Origin of the sequence: Ensifer sp. LBL, from assembly GCF_050435225.1 — a bacterium.
In the GTDB taxonomy this organism is placed as follows: domain Bacteria; phylum Pseudomonadota; class Alphaproteobacteria; order Rhizobiales; family Rhizobiaceae; genus Ensifer.
Genome location: NZ_JBNDJY010000003.1, coordinates 213,412 through 238,765 on the forward strand (window position 1 = coordinate 213,412; position 25,354 = coordinate 238,765).

Genomic DNA, 25,354 nt, shown 5'->3' on the forward strand with positions numbered 1-25,354 from the left:
GTGACCGTGCCGGCAGTCCGCGCGTGATCGCGTTCGCGGGCCCTTGGGAGTGGTTGTCGCCCTGATGAGGCAAGGCGCAATTGGCGCTGCCCATCGTCCGAAACCCATTGCAGTTCCGGAGGAACAAACATGGCAGGCTACACTCAGGGTTCGGGCCGACCGAACCAGTGGCTGCGGAACCTGAACGCGAAGATTGCCTCCGTCCCGATGATCCTGACGGCCGTGGTCATTTTCCTCGGCGGTACGATCTGGACGGTCGTCTATTCCTTCACCAATTCCAAGCTGTTGCCGCGGCTCTCGTTCGTCGGTCTCGACCAGTACGAACGCCTGTGGGCGGCACCACGCTGGCTGGTTTCGGTGCAGAATCTCGCGATCTACGGCATCTTCTCGCTGATCTTCAGCCTCGTCATCGGCTTCGTGCTGGCGGCGCTGATGGACCAGAAGATCCGCTTCGAAAACACCTTCCGCACCATCATGCTCTATCCCTTCGCCCTGTCCTTCATCGTGACGGGCCTGGTGTGGCAATGGCTGCTCAATCCGGAATTCGGCATCCAGTCGGTGGTGCGTTCGCTCGGCTGGGAAAGCTTCACCTTCGATCCGCTCTATAACGCCAATATCGTCATCTACGGCATCCTGATCGCTGCCCTATGGCAGAGTACGGGGCTCGTCATGTGCCTGATGCTGGCCGGCTTGCGCGGCATTGACGAGGATATCTGGAAGGCCGCGCGCGTCGACGGCATTCCGATGTGGAAGACCTACATCTTCGTCGTCATCCCGATGATGCGCGGCGTCTTCATCACCACGCTGGTGATCATCGCGAGCGGCATCGTCAAGGTCTACGATCTGGTGGTGGCGCAGACGAGCGGCGGCCCGGGCATCGCGTCGGAAGTGCCGGCAAAGTACGTCTACGACTACATGTTCCAGGCACAGAACCTCGGACAGGGCTTCGCCGCCTCGACCATGATGCTCATCACCGTCGCCATCATCATCGTGCCTTGGGCCTATCTGGAATTCGGGGGAGGGCGCAAGCGTGTCTGATATCGTTGCTTTCAATTCTGTGGCGGAAGAAGCCGCACCCAAGGCCCAGGCCGGGCGTGTCCTCGCCGGTCCCCGCGGCGCCAAGCCCCGCCGGGCGCTTTCGGGCCGCAACATCATGATCTACGGCACGTTGATCGTCGTCGCGCTCTACTACCTGCTGCCGCTCTATGTGATGGTCATGACCTCGCTCAAGGGCATGCCGGAAATCCGGCTCGGCAACATCTTCGCGCCGCCGGTCGAAATCACCTTCGAGCCCTGGGTCAAGGCCTGGGCGAGCGCCTGCACGGGGCTCAACTGCGACGGGCTTTCGCGTGGCTTCTGGAACTCGGTGCGCATCACGGTTCCCTCGACGATCGTCTCGATCGCGATCGCGTCGGTCAACGGCTATGCGCTTGCCAACTGGCGCTTCAAGGGTGCGGAACTGTTCTTCACCATCCTGATCGTCGGCGCATTCATTCCCTATCAGGTGATGATCTATCCGATCGTCATCGTGCTCAGGGAAATGGGCATTTACGGCACGCTGACCGGCCTCATCATCGTGCACACCATCTTCGGCATGCCGATCCTGACGCTGCTCTTCCGCAACTATTTCGCCGGCCTGCCGGAGGAACTGTTCAAGGCCGCGCGCGTCGATGGCGCCGGCTTCTGGACGATCTACTTCAAGATCATGCTGCCGATGTCGCTGCCGATCTTTGTCGTGGCAATGATCCTGCAGGTCACCGGCATCTGGAACGATTTCCTGTTCGGCGTCGTGTTCACCCGGCCGGAATATTACCCGATGACGGTTCAGCTCAACAACATCGTCAATTCGGTCCAGGGCGTGAAGGAATACAACGTCAACATGGCGGCGACGATCCTGACCGGGGCGGTTCCGCTCTTCGTCTACTTCGTCTCCGGACGGCTTTTTGTCCGCGGTATCGCCGCCGGCGCAGTGAAAGGGTAACAACATGCAAAACGTCAGCGTATCGGTCAAAGACCTGTCGTTGAGCTTCGGTGCCGTCACTGTGCTCGACACGCTCAATCTCGACATCAAGGACGGTGAGTTCCTGGTGCTGCTCGGCTCGTCCGGCTGCGGCAAGTCGACCCTGCTCAACTGCATCGCCGGCCTTCTCGATGTCAGCGACGGGCAGATCTTCATCAAGAACAAGAACGTCACCTGGGAAGAGCCGAAGGATCGCGGCATCGGCATGGTGTTCCAGTCCTATGCGCTCTATCCGCAGATGTCGGTGGAGAAGAACCTCTCTTTCGGCCTGCAGGTCGCGAAGGTTCCGAAGGAGGAGATCGACAAACGCGTCAGCCGCGCCGCCGAGATCCTGCAGATCCAGCCGCTTCTGAAGCGCAAGCCCTCGGAACTGTCGGGCGGCCAGCGCCAGCGCGTGGCGATCGGCCGGGCACTGGTGCGCGATGTCGACGTGTTTCTGTTCGACGAGCCGCTCTCCAACCTCGACGCCAAGCTGCGTTCGGAACTGCGCGTCGAGATCAAGCGGCTGCACCAGTCGCTGAAGAACACGATGATCTACGTCACCCACGACCAGATCGAGGCGTTGACGCTCGCCGACCGCATCGCCGTCATGAAGAGCGGCGTGATCCAGCAGCTTGCCGATCCGATGACGATCTACAACGCCCCGGAAAACCTGTTCGTCGCCGGCTTCATCGGTTCGCCGTCGATGAACTTCTTCCGTGGCGAGCTGCAACTTCGCGACCAGCGCGCCTATGTGCACGTCAACGGCGTCGATTTCGATGTGTCGGCCTATCCGTCGCGGGCGCCGTTCGTCCATGGCCAGAAGGTCGTGCTGGGCTTGAGGCCGGAACATGTGCGCGTCGATGAGGCGGCGAGCGGTGCTGAGGCCTCGCACCGGGCGGTGGTCGATATCGAGGAACCGATGGGCGCCGACAATCTGCTTTGGCTGAAGCTTGCGGGACAATCGATGTCGGTGCGCATCGCCGGCCAGCGGCGCTATGCCCCGGGCACGGCGGTCACGCTTTCCTTCGACATGGGCGTTGCCTCGATCTTCGATGCAACGAGCGAGAATCGCCTTTAAACAATGAGATGGCGCCGGGCGGAATGCCGCCCGGCCCATCCCGACAATGACTGTGCCGGCGCAGCCGGTCGACCCCATGGAATACGACAATGCTCTCTGAGGACTACACCCGCACAGCCATCCGCCTCGATCTCTCGGGGGATTGGCAGCTCTCCTCCGTCGACAACAGCCACACGCTGGCGATCGCGCTGCCGGGCGACGTGCATTCGGCATTGCAGAAGGCCGGCGTGATCGACGATCCCTATGTCGGCCGCAACGAGAACGACGTGCAGTGGGTGGCGCACAAGGACTGGGTGATCGAGCGCACGGTGTCGGTCGCGGCTGCGGACCTCGCTGGCCATTGGTATCTCGACCTCGAATGCCTCGACACGGTCGCGTCCGTCTACGTCAACGACAAGCCGGTGCTCGAAGCGGAGAATTGCTTTCGCCGCTATCGGCCGGATGTTTCGAAGGCGCTCGTCGCCGGTGAAAACCGCATTCGCATCGTGCTGCATTCCTCGATCGCGGAGGGCGTGCGCCGTCAGGCGGAGCAGCCCTTCTACGTGCCCTATCATCCCGGCAATTCGCCGATCGCCAACGGCAATATGCTGCGCAAGCCCCAGTGCCATTTCGGCTGGGACTGGAACCTCGCAATCGCGCCCCTTGGCGTCTATGGCGAGATCGCGCTTTGCCGGCTGGAGATCGCCCGCATCGAGCATGTGACGACGAAACAGGTCTGGCTGGAGGATGGCAGCGTCGATCTGGTGGTGACGCTGACGCTCTTTGCGGATGGGCCGGGCATCGTGCCGGTGCATTTCTCGCTCGACGAGGATCGCGAACGACTGGACTGCGCCGTCGGCAAGGGCGAGACGCGCATCACCCATGTCTTCAGCGTCGCAAAGCCGAAGCGCTGGTGGCCGGCCGGCAGCGGCGAGCAGCATCTCTCAAAGCTGACTGTCGAGGTGCCGCAGGAGCAGGTTACCCGTCAGATTGGTTTGCGCACCATCGAGCTTCTGACCGACAAGGACGAGGCCGGCAGCCGATTTGCTTTCCGCGTCAACGGCCGGGAGATCTTCTGCAAGGGCGCCAACTGGATCCCCGCCGATGCGCTGGCCTCGAGGGTAACGCCTGATGGCGTCGAGGATCTTCTGACGTCGGCGGTCGATGCCAACATGAACATGATCCGCGTCTGGGGCGGTGGCTTCTACGAGCCGGACTGGTTCTACGATCTCTGCGATCGCCTCGGCCTTCTGGTCTGGCAAGACTTCATGTTCGCCTGCAATCTCTATCCCTCGACGCCGGATTTCCTCGAGAATGTCGCCGCCGAAGTGGACTATCAGGCCAAGCGCCTGTCGACCCATCCGTCGATCGCCGTCTGGTGTGGCGACAACGAACTTGTCGGCGCGCTCACCTGGTTCGACGAGCCGCGCAAGGATCGCGACCGCTATCTCGTCTCCTACGACCGGCTGAACCGCACCATCGAGGTGGCGCTGAAGGCAGCGCTGCCCGAGGCGATCTGGTGGCCGTCTAGCCCGGCGTCCGGCTATCTCGACTTCGGCGATGCCTGGCATGCCGACGGTTCCGGCGACATGCATTACTGGTCGGTCTGGCACGAGAACAAGTCGTTCGACAATTACCGCACCGTGCGCCCGCGCTTCTGCTCGGAGTTCGGTTTCCAGTCCTATACGTCGATGCCGGTCATTCGGCAGTTCGCGGCCGAGAAGGATCTCAACATCGCGTCGCCCGTGATCGAGAGCCACCAGAAGAATGTCGGCGGCAATGAGCGCATCGCCGGCACGATGTTCCGCTACTTCCGCTTCCCCAAGGATTTTCCGAGCTTCGTCTATCTGAGCCAGGTGCAGCAGGGACTGGCGATCAAAACCGCCGTCGACTACTGGCGCTCGCTGAAGCCCCATTGCATGGGCACGCTCTACTGGCAGCTCAACGACACCTGGCCGGTCGCCTCCTGGTCGAGCCTTGACTATGGCGGCAGCTGGAAGGCGATGCATTACATGGTGCGGCGCTTCTTCCAGCCGGTTTCGGTCGCAGCGATCCCGTCGACAGACGGCAAGGAGATCGCCTTCTCGATGGTCAACGACACCGCCGAGCCGGTGACCGTCGAGCTGCAGACCTTCCTCGTTTCGCTCGACGGACAGCGCACGCCGCTCGCGGCGGTCGCCGGTACCTGCAGCCCGGACCGGGCGGCAACGCTGGCGACGATCGCAGCTTTCGACATTCCGGAAGGCGACCTGCTGTTCTGGTCCTTCGAGGCGTCGAACGGCATGCGCGGCGAGGGGCACCATGTCAACGGCACCTACAAGGCGCTGGACCTCAAGCCCTCCGGCCTGACGCTCGACGTGGCGCCGGCGGGTGAGGGCGCTTTTGATGTCACGGTCAAGGCGAGCGGCCTGGCGCTGCATGTGATGATCGAGGCGGATGTCGCCGGGCGCTATTCCGACAATGCGTTCGACCTCCTGGCCGGCGAGACCAAGGTCATCCGCTTCACCCCGAAAGTGCCGCCTGGCGCGGGGGAACTGCCGCGCTTTGCCGCCTTCGATCTCGAATCCTGCCAGGGAAAGGGCTGACCGCCATGAAACGCAGCCACGTCAACGACATCATCGCCGAAAGCGATGCCTTCATGAAGAGCTTCGGCTTCACCCTGCCGCCCTTTGCCTACTGGTCGCCAGAGCAGCTTAAGGTGCGTGTCCGGTCCGACAGCCCGGCGATCTTCGACGCCCGGCTCGGCTGGGACATCACCGACTATGGCAAGGGCCGCTTCGACCAGTTGGGTCTCGTACTCTTCACCCTGCGCAACGGCAATGCCGCCAATCTGAAAACCGGCCACGGCATGGTCTATGCGGAGAAGCTGATGATCACCGCCAAGGACCAGGTCAATCCGCTGCACCGTCATGCGGTCAAGACCGAGGATATCATCAATCGCGGCGGCGGGTCGCTGGTGCTGCAGATGTATAACTCCAAGCCCGACGGCAGCGTTGACGAAGAGAGCGACGTGGTTGTCGCCACCGATGCGCGCCTGCGCACGTTCAAAGCCGGCGATCTCTTGAAGCTGAAGGCTGGCGAAAGCGTCACGCTGCTGCCTGGTAACTGGCACGCCTTCTGGGCGGAAGGCGCCGACGTGCTGATGGGCGAAGTCTCGACCGTCAACGACGATCTCACCGACAACTACTTCCGCGAGCCTGTTGGTCGCTTCTCGGCGATCGAAGAGGACGCAAGCCCCACCCATCTGCTGGTGTCGGACTACGACACCTGGCTCAAGTGATCCCAAGGCCCCGACAATCCCAAGCCGCCTTTAGCCCCCCAAGGACCCAAGACGAAATCGAGGAGGATTTCATGAAGGACGTCAGTTTCCAGCTCTATAGCGCCCGCAATTTCCCGCCTTTCGCCAATGTGCTGAAGGCGCTCGGCGATGCCGGCTACAGCCAGGTCGAAGGCTATGGCGCGCTCTATGCAGCACTCAGCGATGCCGAGATCGCGAGCTTCAAGGAAGGTCTCGACGAGAACGGCCTTGCCATGCCGACCGCCCATTTCGGTCTGGACATGCTCGAAAGCGATCCGGCCCGTGTGCTCGAAATCGCCAAGGCGCTCGGCATCAAGGCGATCTATTGCCCTTACCTGATGCCGGGCCAGCGCCCGACCGATGCCGCCGGCTGGCGTGCCTTCGGCGAGCGGCTGCAAAAGGCCGGCAAGCCCTATCGCGACGCCGGGCTGATCTTCGGCTGGCACAACCACGACTTCGAATTCTTTGCCCTGCCTGATGGCAGCATCCCGCAGGATCTGATCTTCGAGGGCGGACCGGATCTCTCCTGGGAAGCCGACATCGCCTGGATCATCCGCGGCGGTGCCGACCCGATCGCCTGGATCAAGAAGTACGGCAACCGCATCACCGCCGTGCACGTGAAGGACATCGCGCCTTCGGGGGAGAAGAAGGACGAGGACGGCTGGGCCGATGTCGGCGAGGGCACCGTCGACTGGAAGGGCCTGTTTGCAGCACTTTCCGGCACCAAGGCGCGCTACTTCATCGCCGAGCACGACAATCCGAGCGATTTCAAACGCTTCGCCAAGCGCTCGCTCGCCTCCATCCAATCCTATTGAGAAGCAGGTTCACCCATGACCAAGGAACTTGGCGTCGGCATCATCGGATGCGGCAATATCTCCACCACCTACTTCAAGCTTGCGCCGCTCTTCAAGGGCATCAAGGTCGTCGCCTGCGCTGACCTCAACCCGGCGGCAGCCGAAGCGCGGGCGGCCGAATACGGCGTAAAAGCCCAGAGCATCGAGGCGCTGCTTGCCAACCCGGCTGTCGATATCGTCGTCAACCTGACGATCCCGGACGCGCACTATCCGGTGTCGAAGGCGATCCTCGAAGCGGGCAAGCACGTCTACTCGGAAAAGCCGCTGGTGCTCTCGCTGGAGCAGGGCGAAGAGCTCCGGGCGATCGCCAAGGCCAAGGGTCTTTCGGTCGGTTGCGCGCCCGATACCTTCCTCGGCGGGGCGCATCAGCTTGCCCGCAGCGCCGTCGATGCCGGCAAGATCGGCCGGGTGACCTCGGGCACCTGCCACGTCATGAGCCCGGGCATGGAGATGTGGCATCCGAACCCGGACTTCTTCTTCCTGCCCGGCGGCGGACCGATCCTCGATCTCGGCCCCTATTACATCGCCAACCTGATCAACCTGATCGGACCGGTGAAGCGCGTGGCGGCACTGACGACGATGGCCAATCCGACCCGCACCATCACCAGCGAGCCGCGCAAGGGCGAGGTGATCCCGGTCAAGACCCCCACCAACATCCACGCCTTGCTCGAGTTCGAGAACGGCGCGACGATCACGCTGTCGGCCAGCTGGGATGTCTGGTCGCACCGCCACGCCAACATGGAACTCTACGGCACCGAGGGCTCGCTCTATGTGCCCGATCCGAACTTCTTCGGCGGCACGGTGGAAATCAGCGGACAGGACAAGAACGTCCAGCCGCTGGAACCCTGGGACCATCCCTTCGGCATCGCCAACCAGGAGCACCCGCAGGGCCCGATGGCGAACTACCGCACCGCCGGCCTTGCCGACATGGCGCTCGCCATCCTTGAAGGTCGGGACGCCCGCTGCTCGCTCGACCGCGCGCTGCACGGCGTCGATGTCATGGTATCGATCCTGAAATCCGGCGAGGAAGGGCGGTTCATCGAGCTTTCCACCACCTGCACCCAGCCGGCAGCCCTCGGCATCGAGGAGGCGAGGGCGCTCTTGCGCGCCGTGGAAGAGGACGCATCGAGCGAAAGGCGTGCCGCCGCCTCGTAAGTCTACGACCTTGCACCGGGGCGTTTCCAAGAGTGGAGCGCCCCGGTGAGATGGACGGTGAGGACACATTTCCAACGGCGCTTAACACCTCGGCAATGCAGAGTGCGTATACACCCAAGATACAATCTGGGGGTGTTGGAATGCGTGTCGAGACACTGTTTTGGATCGCCGTTGTCGTCCTGAGTTGCCTGTTTCTTCTCTACCGGCATTTGGACCGGCGAAGGCTGAGCAGGGCACTCGGCAAATTGCCGGAAATCTACGGCGCGGCTCGTGCAAGCTTTCTGTCCGGTTCGCGCGCAGCGCCTTCCTCAAGTCAGCCGCGGCACGCCATGCTCGGTGCGCTGCAGGCGCTCTCCGAGACCAAGAACGGTGAGCCGCCGCCGGCATTTGCCGACCTCAGCAAGCGCGAGCGGCGTCTTTTCGAATTGTTGCACGCGACAACGTGCATGAACGATCGTGAATTCAAGCGGACGCTCGCCCGGCTTTCCAAGCAGGAGCAAAAGACGTTCCAACAATTGCGCGACATTTACGGTGGGCCGCCGCCACGCAGATCGTATGTTCGGCAGATGATCGATCACGTGGCCGTTTACAGGCGGGTTCGGCGCAAAGCCAAGCTCGACGCGGAGGCTAAACGGGCCTCGGATGCCCGTTGGGCGGCAGAATATTATTTCTGGGAGATTCCAGACATTTTGCAGTGGTTGAGGACTGAAGCGCCGCGAGATCCTGATCTGTGGCACCTGTTGCCTGGTCTCAATTGGGATTATCCGGAGCTCTACGACGTGCTGTTATGGGTTGTGACCCAGCCCGAATGCGATGCTGCAACGGCGATACTCATCCTTCATCTGATGGCGCCGGATGTCGCAATGGATAAAGCTTCGCGCGGTACCCGATGGCTCAAGCCTGGTGAAGTGGAGCCAGCGGAAATTACGGAGGTGAAGCTTCTCGCCATGATCAGCGTGCGATCGGAGGATTCCAGTTTCGCACGTCACGAACTGGCGCCGGATGGGCTTTGTACTACCGAGAGCAATGCCGGACTGCTTGACATGATGCTTTCAGAAAAAGAGCGCATCGAAGCGGCTGGTCGGAATGTGCCTTTCCCGTTGCCGGTGAAACTCCTGTCGACGCCAGTTCCTGTGACGGGGCGAATGCCAGCTACACCCTATGAAGCGCACGACGATCGCTTGCTCCTGGCGAAATCGAAAAATCTCCAGGCGGTTTAGGCAGCCTGAGCCGCAACGCGAAAGTGTGCAAATCACCTCGATATCGATTCCGGGTCTTCCGCATATGCGCTAGAGCTTTTCCTGTCGGGTATCCGCGAGCACTGCGGAGCCCCTTGAGTTCGCCGGATGGCTGTTCCCACGCCATCCGCACCCGATCGCGGAGGAATTGCGATGACCTGGCTACCGGCGGAAAACCGCTACGACACCATGAAATATAACCGCGTCGGCCGTTCGGGCCTGAAGCTGCCGGCGATCTCGCTCGGGCTCTGGCACAATTTCGGTGGCGACACGCCGCATGACCGCAAGGTCGACATGTGCCGCACCGCGTTCGATCTCGGCATCACTCATTTCGACCTCGCCAACAACTACGGCCCGCCTCCGGGCTCCGCCGAAACCGCCTTCGGCGAGATCATGCGCACGGATTTCGCCCACCTGCGCGACGAGCTGATCATCTCGTCCAAGGCCGGCTACGACATGTGGGCCGGTCCCTATGGCGAATGGGGCAGCCGCAAGTACATGATCGCGTCCTGCGACCAGAGCCTGAAGCGCATGGGCCTCGACTATGTCGATATCTTCTATTCGCACCGCTTCGATCCGGAGACGCCCCTCGAAGAGACCTGCGGCGCGCTCGACCATATCGTGCGCTCGGGCCGCGCGCTCTATGTGGGGATTTCCTCCTACAATTCGCAGCGCACTCGCGAAGCGGCGGCGATCCTGAAGGATCTTGGCACGCCGTGCCTTATCCACCAGCCGAGCTATTCCATGCTCAACCGCTGGATCGAGGATGACGGGCTGACCCACACGCTCGAAGACCTCGGCATCGGCTCGATCGTGTTTTCGCCGCTGGCTCAGGGCATGCTGACGACGAAGTATCTGGGCGGTATCCCGTCCGACAGCCGCGCGGCGCAGAACCACTTTCTCAAGAAGGACTTCATTCGTCCCGAAATCATTGACAACATCCGCAAGCTGAACGGCATTGCCGAAAAGCGCGGCCAGACGCTGGCGCAGATGGCGCTCGCCTGGGTGTTGCGGAACGGCCGCATCACCTCGGCGCTGATCGGCGCCAGCCGCTCGGAGCAGATCGTCGATTGCGTCAAGGCGCTCGAAAACGACACGTTCACGGCCGACGAACTGGCCGAGATCGATCTCTACGCGCGCGAGGCCGACATCAACCTCTGGGCCAAGTCAGCCGAGCTCTGATCTTGGCCGAAAATATTGATTTGCCTGCATTTTGGGCAAATCTCATTGCTTTCCGGCGCATTAGACAAAAGTCGAATAAGCGCCGGAAAGCGGCTTCTGGACATGATCAGGTGTTTCTGTAAGGTGCGACAATGCCTGGCGGTTGCGATGCCTGTTTGCGTCGTCTTCGACGGGTAACGAGGAGGAGAGCCACCCATCGTCCGGGAAGGGGCAGGGTGGATTGATGGGCCGTGGTGCTGAACGCGCCCGCCCTTTTGGCGAGAACTAGGGGAGGAACCATGGATCGCCGTTCATTCATGAAAAACGCAAGCCTTGGCGGCTTGGCCGCAGCCGGTGCCGCAGCACTGGCGACGCCGGCGCTTGCGCAGGCAAACCCGAAGGTGAACTGGCGCCTGGCATCGTCGTTCCCGAAGTCGCTCGACACGATCTATGGCGGCGGCGAAGTGCTGTCGAAATACGTCTCCGAGGCGACCGACGGTGCGTTCCAGATCCAGGTCTTTGCCGCCGGCGAAATCGTGCCGGGCCTGCAGGCCGCTGACGCGGCTGCCGCCGGTACGGTCGAGGCCTGCCACACGGTCGCATACTATTACTGGGGCAAGGATCCGACCTGGGCGCTCGGTGCGGCCGTTCCCTTCGCGCTCAACGCGCGCGGCATGAACGCCTGGCACTACCATGGCGGCGGCATCGACCTCTTCAACGAGTTCCTCGGCACGCAAGGCCTCGTCGGCTTCCCCGGCGGCAACACCGGCGTGCAGATGGGCGGCTGGTTCCGCAAGGAAATCAAGACGGTCGCCGACATGCAGGGCCTGAAGATGCGCATCGGCGGTTTCGCCGGTAAGGTCGTCGAGAAGCTCGGTGTCGTGCCGCAGCAGATCGCCGGCGGCGACATCTATCCGGCGCTGGAAAAGGGCACCATCGACGCTGCCGAATGGGTCGGCCCCTATGACGACGAGAAGCTCGGCTTCTACAAGGTCGCGCCCTACTACTACTATCCCGGCTGGTGGGAAGGTGGCCCGACGGTTCACGCCATGTTCAACAAGGCGGCCTTCGAGGCGCTTCCGAAGAACTACCAGTCGCTGCTGCGCACCGCCTGCCAGGCGACCGACGCGAACATGCTGCAGAAGTACGACTACCTGAACCCGGCGGCGATCAAGCGGCTGGTAGCTTCCGGTGCCAAGCTCAGCCCGTTCAGCGCCGAAATCCTGTCGGCCTGCTTCGACAAGGCCAACGAAGTCTATGCGGAGATGGAAGCCTCGAACCCGACCTTCAAGAAGATCTGGGACTCGATCAAGGCTTTCCGCGGCGAGTACTACCTCAACGCCCAGATCGCCGAATACAACTACGACACCTTCATGATGATCCAGCAGCGCGGCGGCAAGCTTTAAGCTTTCTCCCTTGCTCATGGAAACGGGCCGCTCGCGATATCCTCGCGGGCGGCCTTTTCGTTGCGGCTCGCACAGCGCGTTGCGCGCCGTCGTTTCCGCATTTCGTGGTATGGTTGCTGCCTCAACAGGACGGAGGAAGAGCGATGCCAAGCGAAGGCGAATCCGTCGTGCTCGGTCCCGACGAGGGGCGGCGCTACGACATGGGCGCGATCCAGGCGGTGTTCAAAGCCGATGGCGCCGAGACCGCGGGGCGCTTCTCGATTTCGGAATGGTGGCTGGAGGCGCGGCATGAAGGGCCGGGCGCCCACAGCCATGACGACAATGACGAGATCTTCTATGTGATCGAAGGCACGGCGAGCGTGCTCGTCGGCGACACCTGGCACCGCAAGCCGAAGGGTTCGCTGTTCGTCATCCCGCGCGGGACGATGCATGACTTCAAGAATGAGAGCCGGGCCCGCATGGGGCTGCTCAACGTCTATGTCGGCGGACCGTTTGAGGAGATGATGCCGATGATCGTCGACTGGTACCGCGACAATCCGGCCAAGCGGATTGAGTGAGTATTCGACGTCGAAGTCTGCGATCGTCGAAACAAGAAGGCGGGCCATGGTGTGTGACCGAACCAATCGGAAGTCCGGGCAATTGAGCCCGAGATCAGCCGCTTGTATTTACCATGACCGCGCCCAAATGCGAATAGCGATGCGCGAGTTGTTGCGGGGCTTTGCTACCTATAGGAAAGACAACGCACCAGGCGTGCGATGGCGGATTTCGGATCTGGCTGTCCGCGCTTGCTTTTTGATAGGATCATTCGAAACGTGACCTTGCTGAAAAATTTGTTGCTCGCACCATTGATGGCGAGTGCGCTCGCTCAAGTCGTGTTGGCGAAAGAGCCACATGTCCTTGAATACGAAAGAAAGAATCCGGTTGTACTCGAAATGCTTCGGTTGGCCGAGGCCGGCGATGTCGACCGTCAATATGTTCTCGGCTTTATCTACACGACGCTCAAAGACGAGTCCGGGCCAAGGTGGTATCGGCGCGCATACGAAGGATATGTGAAACGTGCTGAAAAAGGAGACCCTGAAGCTATGTACAAAGTGGGAGTAATGCACTTTGACGGCACTGGCGTTTCCAAGGATCTTCGCAAAGCTGCCGAATGGTACCAGAAAGCGGCCGACCGCGATCATCAGGAGGCACAGCAACAACTGGCTGGAATGTACCAATTCGGGGACGGCGTCGAAGCAGACGAAGATAAAGCATTCTATTGGATGTCTCGCGCCGCAAGCCAGAACAAGCCCTGATTTAGGCTGCCGCATGACTAGGTCCGGCCAATGACTAAGGGCGGCCCATGGGCCGCCCTCGCTTTGTCTCTCCGCCTGCCGTCTTACTTGAACGACGGCGGCTGGCTGAGGTCGTTTGAAGGTGCTGTCTGCGGCTGGGCACCCGGGCTGCCAAACGACGGAGGCTGGCTGAGGTCGTTCGACGGAGCGGTCTGCGGCTGGGCGCCGCCCTGGTCGGCTGGCTTCTGGTCGAGCGGGCTGCCACCTGGAAGCTGCAGGCCGCCGGGAAGGCCGAGGCCGCCGCCATTGTCCGGCAAGGTGAGGCCGCCGCCGGGCGCAAAGCCGGGTACCTCGATCTTGATCGTGTTCGGATCGACCGCGGTGCCCGTCCCCTTGTAGTGCATGACCATCTGCGGGAACATGATCGTCAGCGCCACCATCAGGATCTGGATCCCGACGAAGGGCACGGCACCCCAGTAGATCTGGCCGGTCGTGACCGGCTGGATGTTCTTGCCGGTGATCTTGTCGAGATAGGGCACCTTGGCCGCGACCGAGCGCAGATAGAAGAGCGCGAAGCCGAAGGGCGGGTGCATGAAGCTCGTCTGCATGTTGATGCCGAGCAGCACGCCGAACCAGATGAGGTCGATGCCGAGCTTGTCGGCAGCCGGTGCGAGCAGCGGCACGATGATGAAGGCGAGCTCGAAGAAGTCGAGGAAGAACGCCAGGAAGAAGACGAGCAGGTTGACGGCGATCAGGAAGCCGGTTTCGCCGCCCGGCATCGCCGTCAGCAGGTGTTCGACCCAGATGTGGCCGTTCACGCCGTAGAAGGTGAGCGAGAAGACGCGCGCACCGATGAGGATGAACAGCACGAAGGCGGAGAGACGGGTGGTGGCCGTCAGTGCGCCGCGCACCACGTCCATGTTGAGCCGGCCCTTGGCCGCCGCCATGATCAGTGCGCCGACGGCACCCATGGCGCCGCCTTCGGTCGGCGTGGCGATGCCGAGGAAGATGGTGCCGAGCACGAGGAAGATCAGCGCCAGCGGCGGGATCAGCACGATGATGACCTGCTGGGCAAGGCGCGACATCGCATTGATCTTGAGACCACGATCCAGCAGGGCGACGACGTAGATGAAAGCGACGCCCACGGTTGCGCCGAGGATGTCGGCGTTCTCGCCGTGGGTCGGATAGAGGTAGACGTGCGCCGCATAGGCAAAGGCGCCGGCGACGATGAGGGCGATGATCAGCGAGGTGACGCCCGAGCCGAGCGTGCGGGCTGCGAGCGGCAATGCCGGCATCGAGTCACGCCGGATGAAGGTCATGATCAGGATGTAGAGCATGTACAGCCCGGTCAGCACCAGGCCCGGGATCAGCGCGCCGGCATACATGTCGCCGACCGAACGGCCGAGCTGGTCGGCAAGAACGATGAGCACCAGCGACGGCGGGATGATCTGGGCGAGCGTGCCGGAGGCGGCAATAACGCCCGAGGCGACCTTCCGGTCATAGCCATAACGCAGCATGATCGGCAGCGAGATCAGGCCCATGGCGATGACCGAGGCGGCAACGACGCCTGTGGTCGCCGCAAGCAGCGCACCGACGAAGATGACCGCATAGGCAAGACCGCCGCGGATGGGACCGAAGAGCTGGCCGATCGTGTCGAGCAGGTCTTCGGCCATGCCCGATTTCTCGAGCACGATCCCCATGAAGGTAAAGAAGGGGATGGCAAGCAATGTGTCGTTCGACATCACCCCCCAGAACCGGTCGGGCAATGCATTGAGCAAGGGCCAGGAGAGGTTGATCGAGTCCGAAAGGGGCGCGAGTTCGACGCCGATGATGAAGAACAGCAAGCCGTTGGCGGCGAGCGAGAAGGCGACCGGGTATCCCAAAAGCAGGAACACGATCAGCGACACGAACATGATCGGCGCCAGGTTTTCAGCAATGAATTCGATCATGGACGGGTCTCCGGAGACACGACATCGTCAAGCGGCGCATGGGTCGGCACATACGGTGTCGGGTCGTCCATGTTTCCGGTCATGATCGCGATTTTCTTGATGATCTCCGACACCCCCTGGAACGCCAGAAGCAGAAAGCCGACGAGCAGGATGGCCTTGGCTGGCCAGATGATCAGGCCGCCGGCCGAGGAAGAGACCTCGCCCGAGACATAGGACATCTTCACATACGGGAAGAGGTAGTAGAGCACGAGCAGCACGAAGGGCATCAGGAAGAGGAGGTGCCCAAGAAGGTCGATCCAGTGCTGAACGCGGCGCGAGAACTGGCCATAGACCACGTCGATGCGGATGTGCTCGTTCTGGCTCAGCGTATAGGCGGCCGCAAACATGAAGGCAGCGCCGAACAGATACCATTGCGCCTCGAGCCAGGCATTCGACGACATGTTGAAGATCTTGCGGATGATGGCATTGCCGGCGCTGACGAGAACAGCGGCCAGGATCAGCCATGAAACGCTCTTTCCGATAAATTCCGTGATCGTGTCTATAAGTCGGCTAAAGCCGAGCAAAGCTCTCATCGATTTCCTCCCCGCGATGGCTCTTATGGTTCTTGTGCCAAGCACAGCAAGAGTGCCGATTTCAAGCGCGCGTTCAAGTCCGGGCCGCGATTTTCCCGTGTAGTTGGGCCGCTTCCGACTAAAGTAGAATAAGCCGTTTCGGCGCTCTGCTCATTGTTTGTGCAATCCAACCGGCCGGTCCCGGTACATGATGGTCGTCAGCCATCTCTAGGGGCAGATCGCAGTCCCGAATCGATGTGGATAGCTGGCCGCAACAGCGGGGATAGTGCTTTACTGTAACGTTGCAGGCTTGAATTTGTATGATTTTTGGGATCGGATGGCGCCGCCAACGGAGGACACCTAGACATGACCGCCATGATCCGAAACCCGATCCTTAAAGGGTTCAACCCGGACCCATCGATCTGCCGCGTTGGCGACGATTACTACATCGCCACCTCTACATTCGAATGGTATCCGGGCGTGCAGATCCACCATTCGCGCGACCTCGTGAACTGGAAGCTCGTCCGCCGGCCGCTGGAGCGCGCAAGCCAGCTCGACATGCGCGGCAATCCTGACAGCTGCGGGGTCTGGGCGCCGTGCCTTTCTTATGACGACGGCCTGTTCTGGCTGGTCTATACCGACGTCAAGCGCTTCGACGGCAACTTCAAGGACGCGCACAACTACATCGTCACGGCGGAGACGATTGAGGCGACCTGGTCGGATCCAGTCTATGTCAACTCCTCCGGCTTCGATCCGTCGTTGTTTCACGATGACGACGGCCGCAAGTGGTTCCTCAACATGCAGTGGAACCACCGCACGATGAGTTTCGGCGGCTCGCCGAAACATCCGGCCTTCGACGGCATCCTGCTGCAGGAGTGGGACGAGCGAACACGCCGGCTCGTCGGCCCGGTCAAGAACATCTTTGCCGGCTCACCGCTCGGCCTCGTCGAGGGGCCGCATCTCTTCAAGAAGAACGGCTGGTACTATCTGACGACGGCCGAAGGCGGCACCGGCTACGACCATGCCGTCACCATGGCGCGCTCACGCACGATCGACGGTCCCTATGAAATGCATCCGGACATCTACCTGATCACGTCGAAGGATCACCCCGAAGCGCCGTTGCAGCGCGCCGGCCATGGCCAATATGTCGAGACGCCCGACGGGCAGGCCTATCACACCCATCTGACCGGCAGGCCGCTTGCGCCGCAGCGTCGCTCTCCGCTCGGCCGCGAGACGGCGCTGCAGAAATGCGTCTGGCGCGCGGATGGCTGGCTCTATCTGGAAAATGGCGGACCGGTACCGGAGGTGCTGGTGCCGGCGCCGGGACCGGTGGAGCAGGTGGTGGCTCCCGTCGTCGTGGAGACGGAGTTCGACGACGGCGTGCTGCCGATCGACTTCCAATGGCTGCGCACGCCGCAGCCGGAGCGCATCTTCTCGCTCGACCGGCGTCCGGGCCATCTGCGTCTCATCGGTCGCGAAAGCATCGGCAGCTGGTTCGAGCAGGCGCTGGTGGCGCGGCGGCAGGAACATCATTCCTTCCGCGCCGAAACGACGGTCGACTTCACCGCCGAGACCTATCAGCAGGTGGCAGGCCTGACGCATTACTACAACCGCCACAAGTTCCATGCGCTCGGCGTCACCTGGCACGAGACGCTGGGACGGACGCTGACGATCCTCTCGTGCCCCGGCGATTTTCCGCATGCGCGGCTGGAGTTTCCGGTCGGCGGCGGCATCGCCCTTCCCGAAGGTCCGCTCGAGCTTGCGATGGAGGTCCGCGACAACGACCTGCAGTTCCTCTGGCGGGCGAGCGGCACAGCGGAATGGCAGCCGATCGGCCCGGCTCTCGACGCGGGCGTGGTCTCGGACGAGGGCGGCCGCGGCGAGCACGGATCCTTCACCGGGGCCTTCGCCGGCATGTTCGCCTTCGACACCTCAGGGGCGGGCAAGGCTGCCGATTTCGACTACTTCCGCTACGTCAGCCTTACGGCAAGTTGATCCATAAACATTAGAAATGTGAAATAAGTGATGGATATCATTACGCATTTGTAATGTAGAGTTTCATATTCGGTTCAGGAAGCGGGGTCTAATTTTCGGGTGCAGACAACGAAAGGACACCCGAATGAAACGTCTCCTGATCGCGCTCGTCGCCAGCTCCGTTCTGATTACGCCGGTCGCAGCCCTTGCCCAGCCGGCAGGATCCTTCGAGGTGGCGCAGAACTATGATCGTTCGCGTCGACCCGTCGATCGCGACTACGATCGTCACATGGACCGCCGCGTGGATCGTCACGTTGACAAGCACGTTACGATCGAAAAGCGGGTCATCGTCAAGAAGAAGGAGCGCTGGGCGCGCGGCCATCGCCTGTCGCCGGCCGAGCGTCGCCACATGGCGCAAGTGCGCGACTACCGTTACTACAAGCTTCGCCAGCCGCCGCGCGGCCAGCAGTGGGTGCGGTCCGGCAACGACTTTCTGCTGATCAGCCTTGCGACCGGCGTCATCGTCGGCCTGGCGGCAGCACGCTGATAACACCCACTGGGTTCAGCGAAGGGGCGGCGTTTTCACGCCGCCCCTTCGCCTTTTCGGTGACCGGAGCGTGGGTTTTGCCGATCACCAAACAGAAGGAGTTCGATGGTCCCTGCCGCCTCGCACTCGTCCTCACCGGCAGGTTCATCCCCCAGAAACGAATCGAACATCGGCACCGGCCGCCCAGCGGCGTTGAGCGCCATGCAGATGTAGCGCGGTCGACGCGGTACGCGCGCGGCGTCTGCCATCAGGCGGCCCGTGGCGACCAACTGGCGAAGGGGTCGGCAAGATCGCGCCAACGTTCCGGACGAAAGCGCTCGTCGGCGATCAGGCAGGCATCGAGTTCGGCGCGAAGTTCCGCCTCGTCCATCGGGTCGGCGCCGATGAAGACGATCTCCTGGCGACGATCACCCCAGACCGGGTCCAGGTAGGGAGCGACCGCCTTCAGGAAGCCGGGTTCGCGCGGCCATTGCTCCTGCGGCACGGCCGACCACCAGAGCCCCATCTTGCCGGTGCGAACGAGCGGGCCGGCCTGGCTGATCTCGCCGACATAATGCGGTCGGGTCGCCAGCCAGAAGAAGCCCTTGGCGCGAAGCACGCCCGGCCAGGTGCGGTTGAGAAAAGCCTGGAAGCGCATGGGATCGAGCGGACGGCGGGCGCGATAGACGAAGGAGCGGATGCCGTATTCCTCGGTCTCCGGGATATGATCCTTGAAACCGTGCAGTTCCTTGTACCAGAGCGGATGTTCTTCGGCCTTGGCGAGGTCGAAGCGACCGGTTCCAAGGACCTCGCGCAGGTTCACCTTGCCGAAATCGGTTTCGATCAGCCGCGCATCGGGGTTGAGCCCGACGATGATCTTGCGGGCGGCATCCACCTGCTCGGGCGTGGCAGTGCCGACCTTGTTCAAGACGACCACATCGGCGAACTCGATCTGCTCGACCAGGAGGTCGACGAGGGTGCGTGTATCGCCTTCGCCCGCCGTTTCGCCGCGATCGGCGAGGAAATCGAGCGAAGAATAGTCGGCGAGAAGATTTGCCGCGTCGACGACGGTCACCATCGTGTCGAGGCGGGCGACATCGGCCAGGCTTTCGCCGTCCTCGTCGCGAAAATCGAAGGTGGTGGCGACGGGCAGGGGCTCGGAAATGCCGCTCGATTCGATCAGCAGATAGTCGAAGCGGTTCTGTTCCGCGAGATTGCGGACCTCCTTCAGGAGATCGTCGCGCAGCGTGCAACAGATGCAGCCATTGGTCATTTCCACCAATTGCTCCTCCGTGCGCGATAGACCGGCGCCGCCGTCACGCACCAGCGCTGCGTCGATATTGACCTCGCTCATGTCGTTGACGATGACGGCGACGCGCAAGCCGTCGCGGTTGGAAAGCACGTGGTTGAGCAGCGTCGTCTTGCCGGCGCCAAGGAAGCCGGAGAGAACAGTGACGGGGAGCTTTTCCATCGATTGGTTCCTGTATGTTATATCGTTTCAATTGCTATCGGTAAAAAAGGCGAGCGATATTGCTCGCCAGATCCGACTGTGAAACTGGCTTCAAGCCGCGGCATGCCTCCGGTTGTTGCCTAGGCAGATCTTCGCTTGACGTTTCTGTATTCGCGGTCGGCCGCCAGGCTCGTCATCCTCGGGTCGAGCCTGCGGATGACGGATCAAGCCCGAAGGTAAGGAGAGGGGTGGGCGCCCCCATAATCGAGCGACGCGAACGCCCACCGATACCGTCTTGGGAGGACGGGTCAGCTTGCCGAGGTGAGGCAGGTCTTCAGCGAAGTGCCGATCCCTTCCATCATCTGGAAATAGAGATCCGGGCCGGCCTCCAGCGTACCGGCTTCCGGGTCCAGCGTTCCGGATTTTGCCGGCGTTCCCTCGATCACCACATTGATCAGCTTCGGCTCGAACTGCGGCTCGGCGAAGACGCAGGTCGCGCCCAGTTCCTTGATCTTGGCGTGGATCTGGGACACCCGCTCCGCACCTGGCAGCACTTCGGGGCTAACGGTGATCGAGCCGGCGACGCGCACCTTGTAGCGGTGCTCGAAATATTGATAGGCGTCGTGGAAGACGACGAAGGGCTTGTCCTTGATCGGCGCCACCGTCTCCGTGAGCTTGGCGTCGAGTGCATCCAGGCGCTTGTTCAGCGCGTCCAGGTTGGCCTTGTAGGCGCCGGCATTGTCGGGATCGGCCTCGGTGAGCGTCTTTTCGATCGCGGCCGCCATCGCCTTGGCATTCATGGGATCGAGCCACATATGCAGGTCGGTGTCGCCGTGGCCGTGATCATGGTCATGCCCGTGATCGTGCCCGGCTTCGCCCTCGGCATGCTTGTGGCCTTCCTCACCATGGCCTTCGTCGCCATGGTCATGAGCCTCGAACGCACCGCCTTCGCGGAACTTCAGCTTCTCGATGCCTGGGGCTTCGCTGAGTTCCACCACCTTTGCGCCGCTTGTTAATGCGTCGAGTGGCTTGTCGAGGAAGGCCTCCAGGCCGGGACCGACCCAGAAGACGACCTTCGCTGCCTGCAAGGCCGACGCGTTCGAGGGCTTCATGTTGTAGGTATGCGGGGAGGCCGCGCCCTCGACGATCAGCGACGGCTCGCCGACGCCCTGCATGATCGAGGCGACAAGGGAGTGGATCGGCTTGATCGAAACCACCACATTGGGGCTGTCGGCCGCGGCGGGTGCCGCAAGAAGCATGGTGGAGGCAAAGAGCAGGGCGGATGTCGACTTCATCGGGTTCTCCGGGCTTGATTGACGCCCCTGTCCGCATCGGCCAGAGGTACTGTCGGGCATGCAAATCTCTCGCTTCAGCAGGCCGTCGATGGCCTTGAAGTCCGAATGTAATGTTATTACATCAATTGCGTTATGCTATAACGTGTGCGATAGCCAGTGGCAACCATGCAATCCGGAATTTTTTCATGTTGAATGTCCGCTCCCCAGATACGCTGCCGCTGGTCAATCTCAGCAATGCCGGCGTGCGCCGCAACGGCCGCTGGCTGGTGCGCGGCGTCGAGTTCTCGATCAGCCCGGGTGAAATCGTCACGTTGATCGGGCCGAACGGTTCGGGCAAATCGACGACGGCAAAGACGGCGATCGGGGTGCTCAAGCCGGACGAGGGCTATGTCGAGCGCAAGCCGGGCCTGAAGGTCGGCTATGTGCCGCAGAAGCTCGCTGTCGACTGGACGCTGCCCCTGACGGTCGAGCGGCTGATGACGCTGACCGGTCCTTTGAAGGGGCGGGAGATCGAAGAGGCGCTGTCGGCGACCGGCGTGCTGCATCTGGCGAAAGCTGAGGTGCAGCATCTCTCCGGCGGCGAGTTCCAACGCGCGCTTCTTGCCCGCGCGATTGCCCGCAAGCCGGACCTGCTGGTGCTCGACGAGCCGGTGCAGGGGGTGGATTTCAGCGGCGAGATCGCGCTCTACGAACTGATCAAGCAGATCCGCAATCGCACCGGCTGCGGCATTCTCCTGATCTCGCACGACCTGCACATCGTCATGGCCGAGACCGACACGGTCGTCTGCCTCAACGGCCATGTCTGCTGCCGCGGGACGCCACAGGCCGTCAGCCAGAGCCCGGAATATCAGAAGCTTTTCGGCAGGCGGGCCGCCAATACGCTTGCCGTCTACAGCCACCACCACGACCACACGCATCTGCCCGACGGCCGGGTGCTGCATGCGGACGGTTCGATCACCGAACATTGCTATCCTGGCGACGGCCATCACCACGACGACGAGGAAAATGTGCACGACCACGGCGAGGATTGCGGCTGCGGCCACCATTCACGACTGCATGGCTATGACGTGAAGGAGAAGCGCGATGCTTGACGATTTCTTCGTGCGCGCGCTGATCGCCGGCGTCGGCATTGCCGTCATGGCCGGGCCGCTCGGCTGCTTCGTCATCTGGCGGCGCATGGCCTATTTCGGCGACACCATGGCCCATTCGGCGCTGCTGGGCGTGGCGCTGTCGCTGCTGCTCGAACTCAACCTGATGCTCAGCGTCTTCATCGTTGCGGCCGTCGTCTCGGTGCTGCTGCTCTTCCTGCAGCGGCGCGGGGCGCTGTCGACGGACGCGCTGCTCGGCATCCTCTCACACTCGGCCCTCTCCTTTGGCCTTGTCATCGTCGCCTTCATGACCTGGGTGCGCATCGATCTCGTCGGCTTCCTCTTCGGCGATATTCTCGCGGTCTCCGAATCCGACATCGACATCATCTGGGGCGGCGGCATTCTGGTGATCTTTGCGATCGTCTATCTCTGGCGGCCGCTCCTGGCTTCGACCGTCAATCCGGAACTGGCTGAAGCCGAGGGGCTGAAGCCGGAGCGCACGCGGCTCTTTTTCATGCTGTTGATGGCGCTGGTGATTGCGATCGCCATGAAGATCGTCGGCATCCTGCTCATCACCTCGCTGCTGATCATCCCGGCAGCAACAGCACGACGCTTCTCGACTTCGCCGGAAGTCATGGCGGTACTCGCCTCGGTCATCGGCGCGCTCGCCGTCACCGGCGGGCTTTTCGGCTCGCTGCACTGGGATACCCCGTCGGGACCGTCTATCGTCGTTGCCGCGGTTGGGCTTTTCGTTCTGAGTCTGCTACCGATCGGCCGCCGCCCGATCGAGGCGGCGCATCATTCCACGCCTGGAGGGCACCACTAATGGCTACGCCGCAACTGACCAAGAACCAGACGCTGGTGATGGATGCGCTCAGCCACTCCGAAGGGCCGATGAGCGCCTACACCATCCTCGACAAGCTGCGCGATCATGGTTTTCGCGCGCCGCTGCAGGTTTATCGGGCGCTCGACAAGCTGCTCGAATACGGTCTCGTGCATCGGCTGGAGAGCATCAATGCCTTCGTTGCCTGCACCTGCCCGCACGATCACGAGCACGACCATGGCGTCACCGCCTTTACCATCTGCGAAGGCTGTGGCCAGGTGACCGAATTTCATGACGAGGCAATCGAGCAGCGGCTTTCGACGCTGACGCGGGCGCAGAACTTCAAGACCGAAAAGACGACGATCGAGATCCGCGGCCATTGCCAGAGCTGCGCGTAAGGGCAACTCCTTCAGGGCCTGTGGAAAGCTTACCTTGAGGTGTTTGGCGCTCAGTCCAGCCGCGTGAGATCGGCGGCGTAGCGCCGCCAGTTCTTGACGTAATGCGCCGCCGAGCGCTTCAAGCCTTCCACCGCCGCCTCGTCCAGCGTGCGGATCGCCTTGGCCGGCGCGCCGACGATCAGCGAATTATCCGGGAACTCCTTGCCTTCGGTGACCAGCGCGTTGGCGCCGACCAGGCAGTTGCGGCCGATCTTGGCGCCGTTGAGCACGGTTGCGCCCATGCCGATCAACGAATTCTCGCCGATGGTGCAGCCATGGATGATGGCGCCGTGCCCGATGGTGCAACCTTCGCCGATCGTCACCGGGAAACCGGGGTCGACATGGATGACGACGTTTTCCTGGATGTTGGTGCGCGCGCCGAGCCGGATGGGTTCGTTGTCACCACGCAGAGTCACGCCGAACCAGATGCCGACCTCGTCGCCGATCTCGACCTGGCCGACGACATTGGCGTCCGGGGCCACCCAATAGCTACCCTTCGGCGGCGTCTGTGGGCGCAGTGATCCAAGGGCGTAGAGCGGCATCCATTCTGTCCTTTCGCTACATGGCCGATTGCGGCCGGGCGGCAGGCGGCGGGCCGCCTGCCGGAAGTGAGCCGGTCAGACGACGCTGACGGCGAGTGCCGCAACGCCATCGACGCCGCAGGTGACCTCGTCGCCGCGCGCGACTGGGCCGACGCCAGAGGGCGTGCCGGTCATGATGACGTCGCCGGGAGCCAGTGTGAAGAGCTTGGAGAGTTCGGCGATGATCTCCGGCACTTTCCAGATCATCTGGTCGAGATCGCCCTGCTGGCGCAGTTCGCCGTTGACCTTCAGCCAGATATTGCCGTTGACCGGATGGCCAATCGTTTCGGCAGATGCGATCGCCGAGAGCGGGGCGGAATGCTCGAACGCCTTGGCTGCGGCCCAAGGCTTGCCAGCCTTCTTTGCCTCTGCCTGCAGGTCGCGGCGGGTGAAATCGATGCCGACGGCATAGCCGTAGACGCAATCGAGCGCGTCTTCGACGGCGATGTCGCTGCCGCCACGCTTCAGCACCACGACCAGTTCGACCTCGTGATGAACGTCGGTGGTCAAGGGCGGGTAGGGGAAGGCGCTACCGGCGGCAAGCAGGTTGTCGGGGTTCTTCTGGAAGAAGAACGGCGGCTCGCGGTCCGGGTCGTGGCCCATCTCGATGGCATGGGCGGCATAGTTGCGGCCGACGCAATAGACCCGGCGGACCGGAAAGCCGACGAGGCTGCCGGAAATCGGCAGCAGCACGGGAAGCGGTGGGGGGATGATTGTTTCCATGATCGTCCGGTCTTGGGCGCCCGCCTAATCGCAACCGACAGGAAGAGCGCCGCGCGTGTGTTGTGCGCTCGCTGTTGGCCGATTTCGGTTCCAGCGAGGCGGGAGAGAATCCGGACGTTACTGCATAAATCCGCGAATCGGAATCGATCTGCAGAAAAATTAGGAACAAGGATTGAGGAAGAAGGTTTTGGTTGAAGCGCGCCCGACCGGGCGCGCGCGATCACGGCATCCGCAAGGATGCCATCATCGCCAAAATCAGGCGCACTGCGCGTAGGCCTGAAGCTGGTCGCGGGTCAGGAACCGACCGTCCGAACGCGAATTGAGCTCGGGATGGCTGTATTCGAGGCTGGGGACCTGGGGAAGCTCAAGGGCCTGGCGCACGGTCATGATGCCGAGATCACGACGGCCACCTTCACGCTTCACGGTGACTTCAACGATGCGATAGAGATTGCTCTCGCTCATATGTTCTCTCCCGTATATCGTTTTTCTTGAATTCCCTTGCGGGGACTAAG

The 25,354-nt window shown here is 62.2% G+C and carries 24 protein-coding genes; 17 read left to right on the forward strand and 7 right to left on the reverse strand.

The genetic code is table 11. The features are described 5' to 3' along the window. The first annotated feature begins 129 nt into the window (after positions 1-129). The 12 genes from OKW20_RS12715 to OKW20_RS12770 all read left to right on the forward strand — a co-directional run bounded on the left by OKW20_RS12715 (position 130) and on the right by OKW20_RS12770 (position 13,466). Positions 130-1,038, forward strand: coding sequence for a carbohydrate ABC transporter permease (locus tag OKW20_RS12715; protein WP_429172650.1), 909 nt, complete (start codon positions 130-132; stop codon positions 1,036-1,038). Continuing rightward, complete coding sequence (locus OKW20_RS12720) at positions 1,031-1,981, forward strand: carbohydrate ABC transporter permease (RefSeq protein ID WP_043625128.1); 951 nt, start codon at positions 1,031-1,033, stop codon at positions 1,979-1,981. Before OKW20_RS12715 ends, OKW20_RS12720 begins: the two co-directional genes overlap by 8 nt. Positions 1,982-1,985: 4 nt before the next feature. Beyond that, the gene (locus OKW20_RS12725) at positions 1,986-3,080 is read left to right on the forward strand and encodes an ABC transporter ATP-binding protein (protein ID WP_429172654.1); all 1,095 of its coding nucleotides are present in this window, start codon (positions 1,986-1,988) and stop codon (positions 3,078-3,080) included. An 89-nt stretch (positions 3,081-3,169) separates the two neighbouring features. Further along, on the forward strand, positions 3,170-5,644 hold the full coding sequence (locus tag OKW20_RS12730; protein ID WP_429172656.1) for a beta-mannosidase: 2,475 nt from the start codon (positions 3,170-3,172) through the stop codon (positions 5,642-5,644). A gap of 5 nt (positions 5,645-5,649) precedes the next feature. Next, positions 5,650-6,339 (forward strand): D-lyxose/D-mannose family sugar isomerase, encoded by a 690-nt coding sequence (locus OKW20_RS12735; RefSeq protein ID WP_429172659.1) that lies wholly within the window; start codon positions 5,650-5,652, stop codon positions 6,337-6,339. 71 nt (positions 6,340-6,410) lie between these two features. Beyond that, positions 6,411-7,172, forward strand: coding sequence for a sugar phosphate isomerase/epimerase family protein (locus OKW20_RS12740; protein ID WP_429172662.1), 762 nt, complete (start codon positions 6,411-6,413; stop codon positions 7,170-7,172). Positions 7,173-7,187: 15 nt separating this feature from the next. After that, positions 7,188-8,366 (forward strand): Gfo/Idh/MocA family protein, encoded by a 1,179-nt coding sequence (locus OKW20_RS12745; protein WP_429172665.1) that lies wholly within the window; start codon positions 7,188-7,190, stop codon positions 8,364-8,366. Positions 8,367-8,506: 140 nt separating this feature from the next. Next, on the forward strand, positions 8,507-9,586 hold the full coding sequence (locus tag OKW20_RS12750; protein ID WP_197067210.1) for a DUF4274 domain-containing protein: 1,080 nt from the start codon (positions 8,507-8,509) through the stop codon (positions 9,584-9,586). 171 nt (positions 9,587-9,757) lie between these two features. Beyond that, on the forward strand, positions 9,758-10,786 hold the full coding sequence (gene mgrA, locus OKW20_RS12755) for an L-glyceraldehyde 3-phosphate reductase (protein ID WP_429172667.1): 1,029 nt from the start codon (positions 9,758-9,760) through the stop codon (positions 10,784-10,786). A gap of 278 nt (positions 10,787-11,064) precedes the next feature. Beyond that, the gene (locus tag OKW20_RS12760; protein WP_043625148.1) at positions 11,065-12,171 is read left to right on the forward strand and encodes a TRAP transporter substrate-binding protein; all 1,107 of its coding nucleotides are present in this window, start codon (positions 11,065-11,067) and stop codon (positions 12,169-12,171) included. Positions 12,172-12,314: 143 nt separating this feature from the next. Continuing rightward, on the forward strand, positions 12,315-12,728 hold the full coding sequence (locus tag OKW20_RS12765; protein ID WP_429172671.1) for a cupin domain-containing protein: 414 nt from the start codon (positions 12,315-12,317) through the stop codon (positions 12,726-12,728). Positions 12,729-12,983: 255 nt separating this feature from the next. Beyond that, positions 12,984-13,466, forward strand: coding sequence for a tetratricopeptide repeat protein (locus tag OKW20_RS12770; RefSeq protein ID WP_429172674.1), 483 nt, complete (start codon positions 12,984-12,986; stop codon positions 13,464-13,466). A gap of 83 nt (positions 13,467-13,549) precedes the next feature. Here the strand turns inward: OKW20_RS12770 and OKW20_RS12775 are convergent, their stop codons facing one another. Continuing rightward, on the reverse strand, positions 13,550-15,394 hold the full coding sequence (locus OKW20_RS12775; RefSeq protein ID WP_429114021.1) for a TRAP transporter large permease: 1,845 nt from the start codon (positions 15,392-15,394) through the stop codon (positions 13,550-13,552). Next, complete coding sequence (locus tag OKW20_RS12780) at positions 15,391-15,966, reverse strand: TRAP transporter small permease subunit (protein ID WP_429172677.1); 576 nt, start codon at positions 15,964-15,966, stop codon at positions 15,391-15,393. Before OKW20_RS12780 ends, OKW20_RS12775 begins: the two co-directional genes overlap by 4 nt. Positions 15,967-16,311: 345 nt before the next feature. Between OKW20_RS12780 and OKW20_RS12785 the strand changes: the two genes are divergently transcribed. Together OKW20_RS12785 and OKW20_RS12790 are read left to right on the forward strand one after the other, a co-directional pair. Continuing rightward, a complete protein-coding gene (locus OKW20_RS12785) occupies positions 16,312-17,940 on the forward strand; it encodes a glycoside hydrolase family 43 protein (protein ID WP_429172680.1) in 1,629 nt (542 codons plus the stop codon). 124 nt (positions 17,941-18,064) lie between these two features. Continuing rightward, a complete protein-coding gene (locus OKW20_RS12790; RefSeq protein ID WP_034788451.1) occupies positions 18,065-18,466 on the forward strand; it encodes an RcnB family protein in 402 nt (133 codons plus the stop codon). 247 nt (positions 18,467-18,713) lie between these two features. Here OKW20_RS12790 and zigA read toward each other — a convergent pair whose 3' ends face one another. Next, the gene (gene zigA / locus OKW20_RS12795) at positions 18,714-19,916 is read right to left on the reverse strand and encodes a zinc metallochaperone GTPase ZigA (RefSeq protein WP_429172682.1); all 1,203 of its coding nucleotides are present in this window, start codon (positions 19,914-19,916) and stop codon (positions 18,714-18,716) included. 287 nt (positions 19,917-20,203) lie between these two features. Beyond that, positions 20,204-21,190 (reverse strand): zinc ABC transporter substrate-binding protein ZnuA, encoded by a 987-nt coding sequence (znuA, locus tag OKW20_RS12800; protein ID WP_429114030.1) that lies wholly within the window; start codon positions 21,188-21,190, stop codon positions 20,204-20,206. 185 nt (positions 21,191-21,375) lie between these two features. Here znuA and OKW20_RS12805 point away from each other — a divergent pair, with 185 nt between their 5' ends. The 3 genes from OKW20_RS12805 to OKW20_RS12815 are packed head-to-tail and all read left to right on the forward strand — an operon-like array spanning position 21,376 to position 23,499. Beyond that, complete coding sequence (locus tag OKW20_RS12805; protein ID WP_043625173.1) at positions 21,376-22,281, forward strand: metal ABC transporter ATP-binding protein; 906 nt, start codon at positions 21,376-21,378, stop codon at positions 22,279-22,281. Further along, the gene (gene znuB, locus OKW20_RS12810) at positions 22,274-23,104 is read left to right on the forward strand and encodes a zinc ABC transporter permease subunit ZnuB (protein WP_043625176.1); all 831 of its coding nucleotides are present in this window, start codon (positions 22,274-22,276) and stop codon (positions 23,102-23,104) included. Before OKW20_RS12805 ends, znuB begins: the two co-directional genes overlap by 8 nt. After that, positions 23,104-23,499, forward strand: a complete 396-nt coding sequence (locus OKW20_RS12815) for a Fur family transcriptional regulator (RefSeq protein WP_192446335.1) — start codon at positions 23,104-23,106, stop codon at positions 23,497-23,499. Before znuB ends, OKW20_RS12815 begins: the two co-directional genes overlap by 1 nt. A 50-nt stretch (positions 23,500-23,549) precedes the next feature. On the opposite strand, the gene OKW20_RS12820 is transcribed toward OKW20_RS12815, so the two are convergent. From OKW20_RS12820 to OKW20_RS12830, 3 genes are all read right to left on the reverse strand, one after another. Next, complete coding sequence (locus OKW20_RS12820) at positions 23,550-24,080, reverse strand: gamma carbonic anhydrase family protein (protein WP_205238647.1); 531 nt, start codon at positions 24,078-24,080, stop codon at positions 23,550-23,552. A 75-nt stretch (positions 24,081-24,155) separates the two neighbouring features. Next, positions 24,156-24,842: a fumarylacetoacetate hydrolase family protein gene (locus tag OKW20_RS12825; protein WP_429114037.1), complete on the reverse strand. Its 687-nt coding sequence runs from the start codon at positions 24,840-24,842 to the stop codon at positions 24,156-24,158. A 255-nt stretch (positions 24,843-25,097) separates the two neighbouring features. Continuing rightward, positions 25,098-25,304, reverse strand: a complete 207-nt coding sequence (locus tag OKW20_RS12830; RefSeq protein WP_043625188.1) for a hypothetical protein — start codon at positions 25,302-25,304, stop codon at positions 25,098-25,100. Positions 25,305-25,354 lie beyond the last annotated feature (50 nt).

Excerpts from the sequence above, each read along its gene's own strand:
- OKW20_RS12715 (WP_429172650.1), top strand. The coding sequence starts at position 130 with ATGGCAGGCTACACTCAGGGTTCGGGCCGACCGAACCAGTGGCTGCGG.
- OKW20_RS12725 (WP_429172654.1), top strand. The coding sequence starts at position 1,986 with ATGCAAAACGTCAGCGTATCGGTCAAAGACCTGTCGTTGAGCTTCGGT.
- OKW20_RS12730 (WP_429172656.1), top strand. The coding sequence starts at position 3,170 with ATGCTCTCTGAGGACTACACCCGCACAGCCATCCGCCTCGATCTCTCG.
- OKW20_RS12735 (WP_429172659.1), top strand. The coding sequence starts at position 5,650 with ATGAAACGCAGCCACGTCAACGACATCATCGCCGAAAGCGATGCCTTC.
- OKW20_RS12740 (WP_429172662.1), top strand. The coding sequence starts at position 6,411 with ATGAAGGACGTCAGTTTCCAGCTCTATAGCGCCCGCAATTTCCCGCCT.
- OKW20_RS12745 (WP_429172665.1), top strand. The coding sequence starts at position 7,188 with ATGACCAAGGAACTTGGCGTCGGCATCATCGGATGCGGCAATATCTCC.
- OKW20_RS12750 (WP_197067210.1), top strand. The coding sequence starts at position 8,507 with ATGCGTGTCGAGACACTGTTTTGGATCGCCGTTGTCGTCCTGAGTTGC.
- mgrA (WP_429172667.1), top strand. The coding sequence starts at position 9,758 with ATGACCTGGCTACCGGCGGAAAACCGCTACGACACCATGAAATATAAC.
- OKW20_RS12760 (WP_043625148.1), top strand. The coding sequence starts at position 11,065 with ATGGATCGCCGTTCATTCATGAAAAACGCAAGCCTTGGCGGCTTGGCC.
- OKW20_RS12765 (WP_429172671.1), top strand. The coding sequence starts at position 12,315 with ATGCCAAGCGAAGGCGAATCCGTCGTGCTCGGTCCCGACGAGGGGCGG.
- OKW20_RS12775 (WP_429114021.1), bottom strand. The coding sequence starts at position 15,394 with ATGATCGAATTCATTGCTGAAAACCTGGCGCCGATCATGTTCGTGTCG.
- OKW20_RS12780 (WP_429172677.1), bottom strand. The coding sequence starts at position 15,966 with ATGAGAGCTTTGCTCGGCTTTAGCCGACTTATAGACACGATCACGGAA.
- OKW20_RS12785 (WP_429172680.1), top strand. The coding sequence starts at position 16,312 with ATGACCGCCATGATCCGAAACCCGATCCTTAAAGGGTTCAACCCGGAC.
- OKW20_RS12790 (WP_034788451.1), top strand. The coding sequence starts at position 18,065 with ATGAAACGTCTCCTGATCGCGCTCGTCGCCAGCTCCGTTCTGATTACG.
- zigA (WP_429172682.1), bottom strand. The coding sequence starts at position 19,916 with ATGGAAAAGCTCCCCGTCACTGTTCTCTCCGGCTTCCTTGGCGCCGGC.
- znuA (WP_429114030.1), bottom strand. The coding sequence starts at position 21,190 with ATGAAGTCGACATCCGCCCTGCTCTTTGCCTCCACCATGCTTCTTGCG.
- OKW20_RS12805 (WP_043625173.1), top strand. The coding sequence starts at position 21,376 with ATGTTGAATGTCCGCTCCCCAGATACGCTGCCGCTGGTCAATCTCAGC.
- znuB (WP_043625176.1), top strand. The coding sequence starts at position 22,274 with ATGCTTGACGATTTCTTCGTGCGCGCGCTGATCGCCGGCGTCGGCATT.
- OKW20_RS12815 (WP_192446335.1), top strand. The coding sequence starts at position 23,104 with ATGGCTACGCCGCAACTGACCAAGAACCAGACGCTGGTGATGGATGCG.
- OKW20_RS12820 (WP_205238647.1), bottom strand. The coding sequence starts at position 24,080 with ATGCCGCTCTACGCCCTTGGATCACTGCGCCCACAGACGCCGCCGAAG.
- OKW20_RS12825 (WP_429114037.1), bottom strand. The coding sequence starts at position 24,842 with ATGGAAACAATCATCCCCCCACCGCTTCCCGTGCTGCTGCCGATTTCC.
- OKW20_RS12830 (WP_043625188.1), bottom strand. The coding sequence starts at position 25,304 with ATGAGCGAGAGCAATCTCTATCGCATCGTTGAAGTCACCGTGAAGCGT.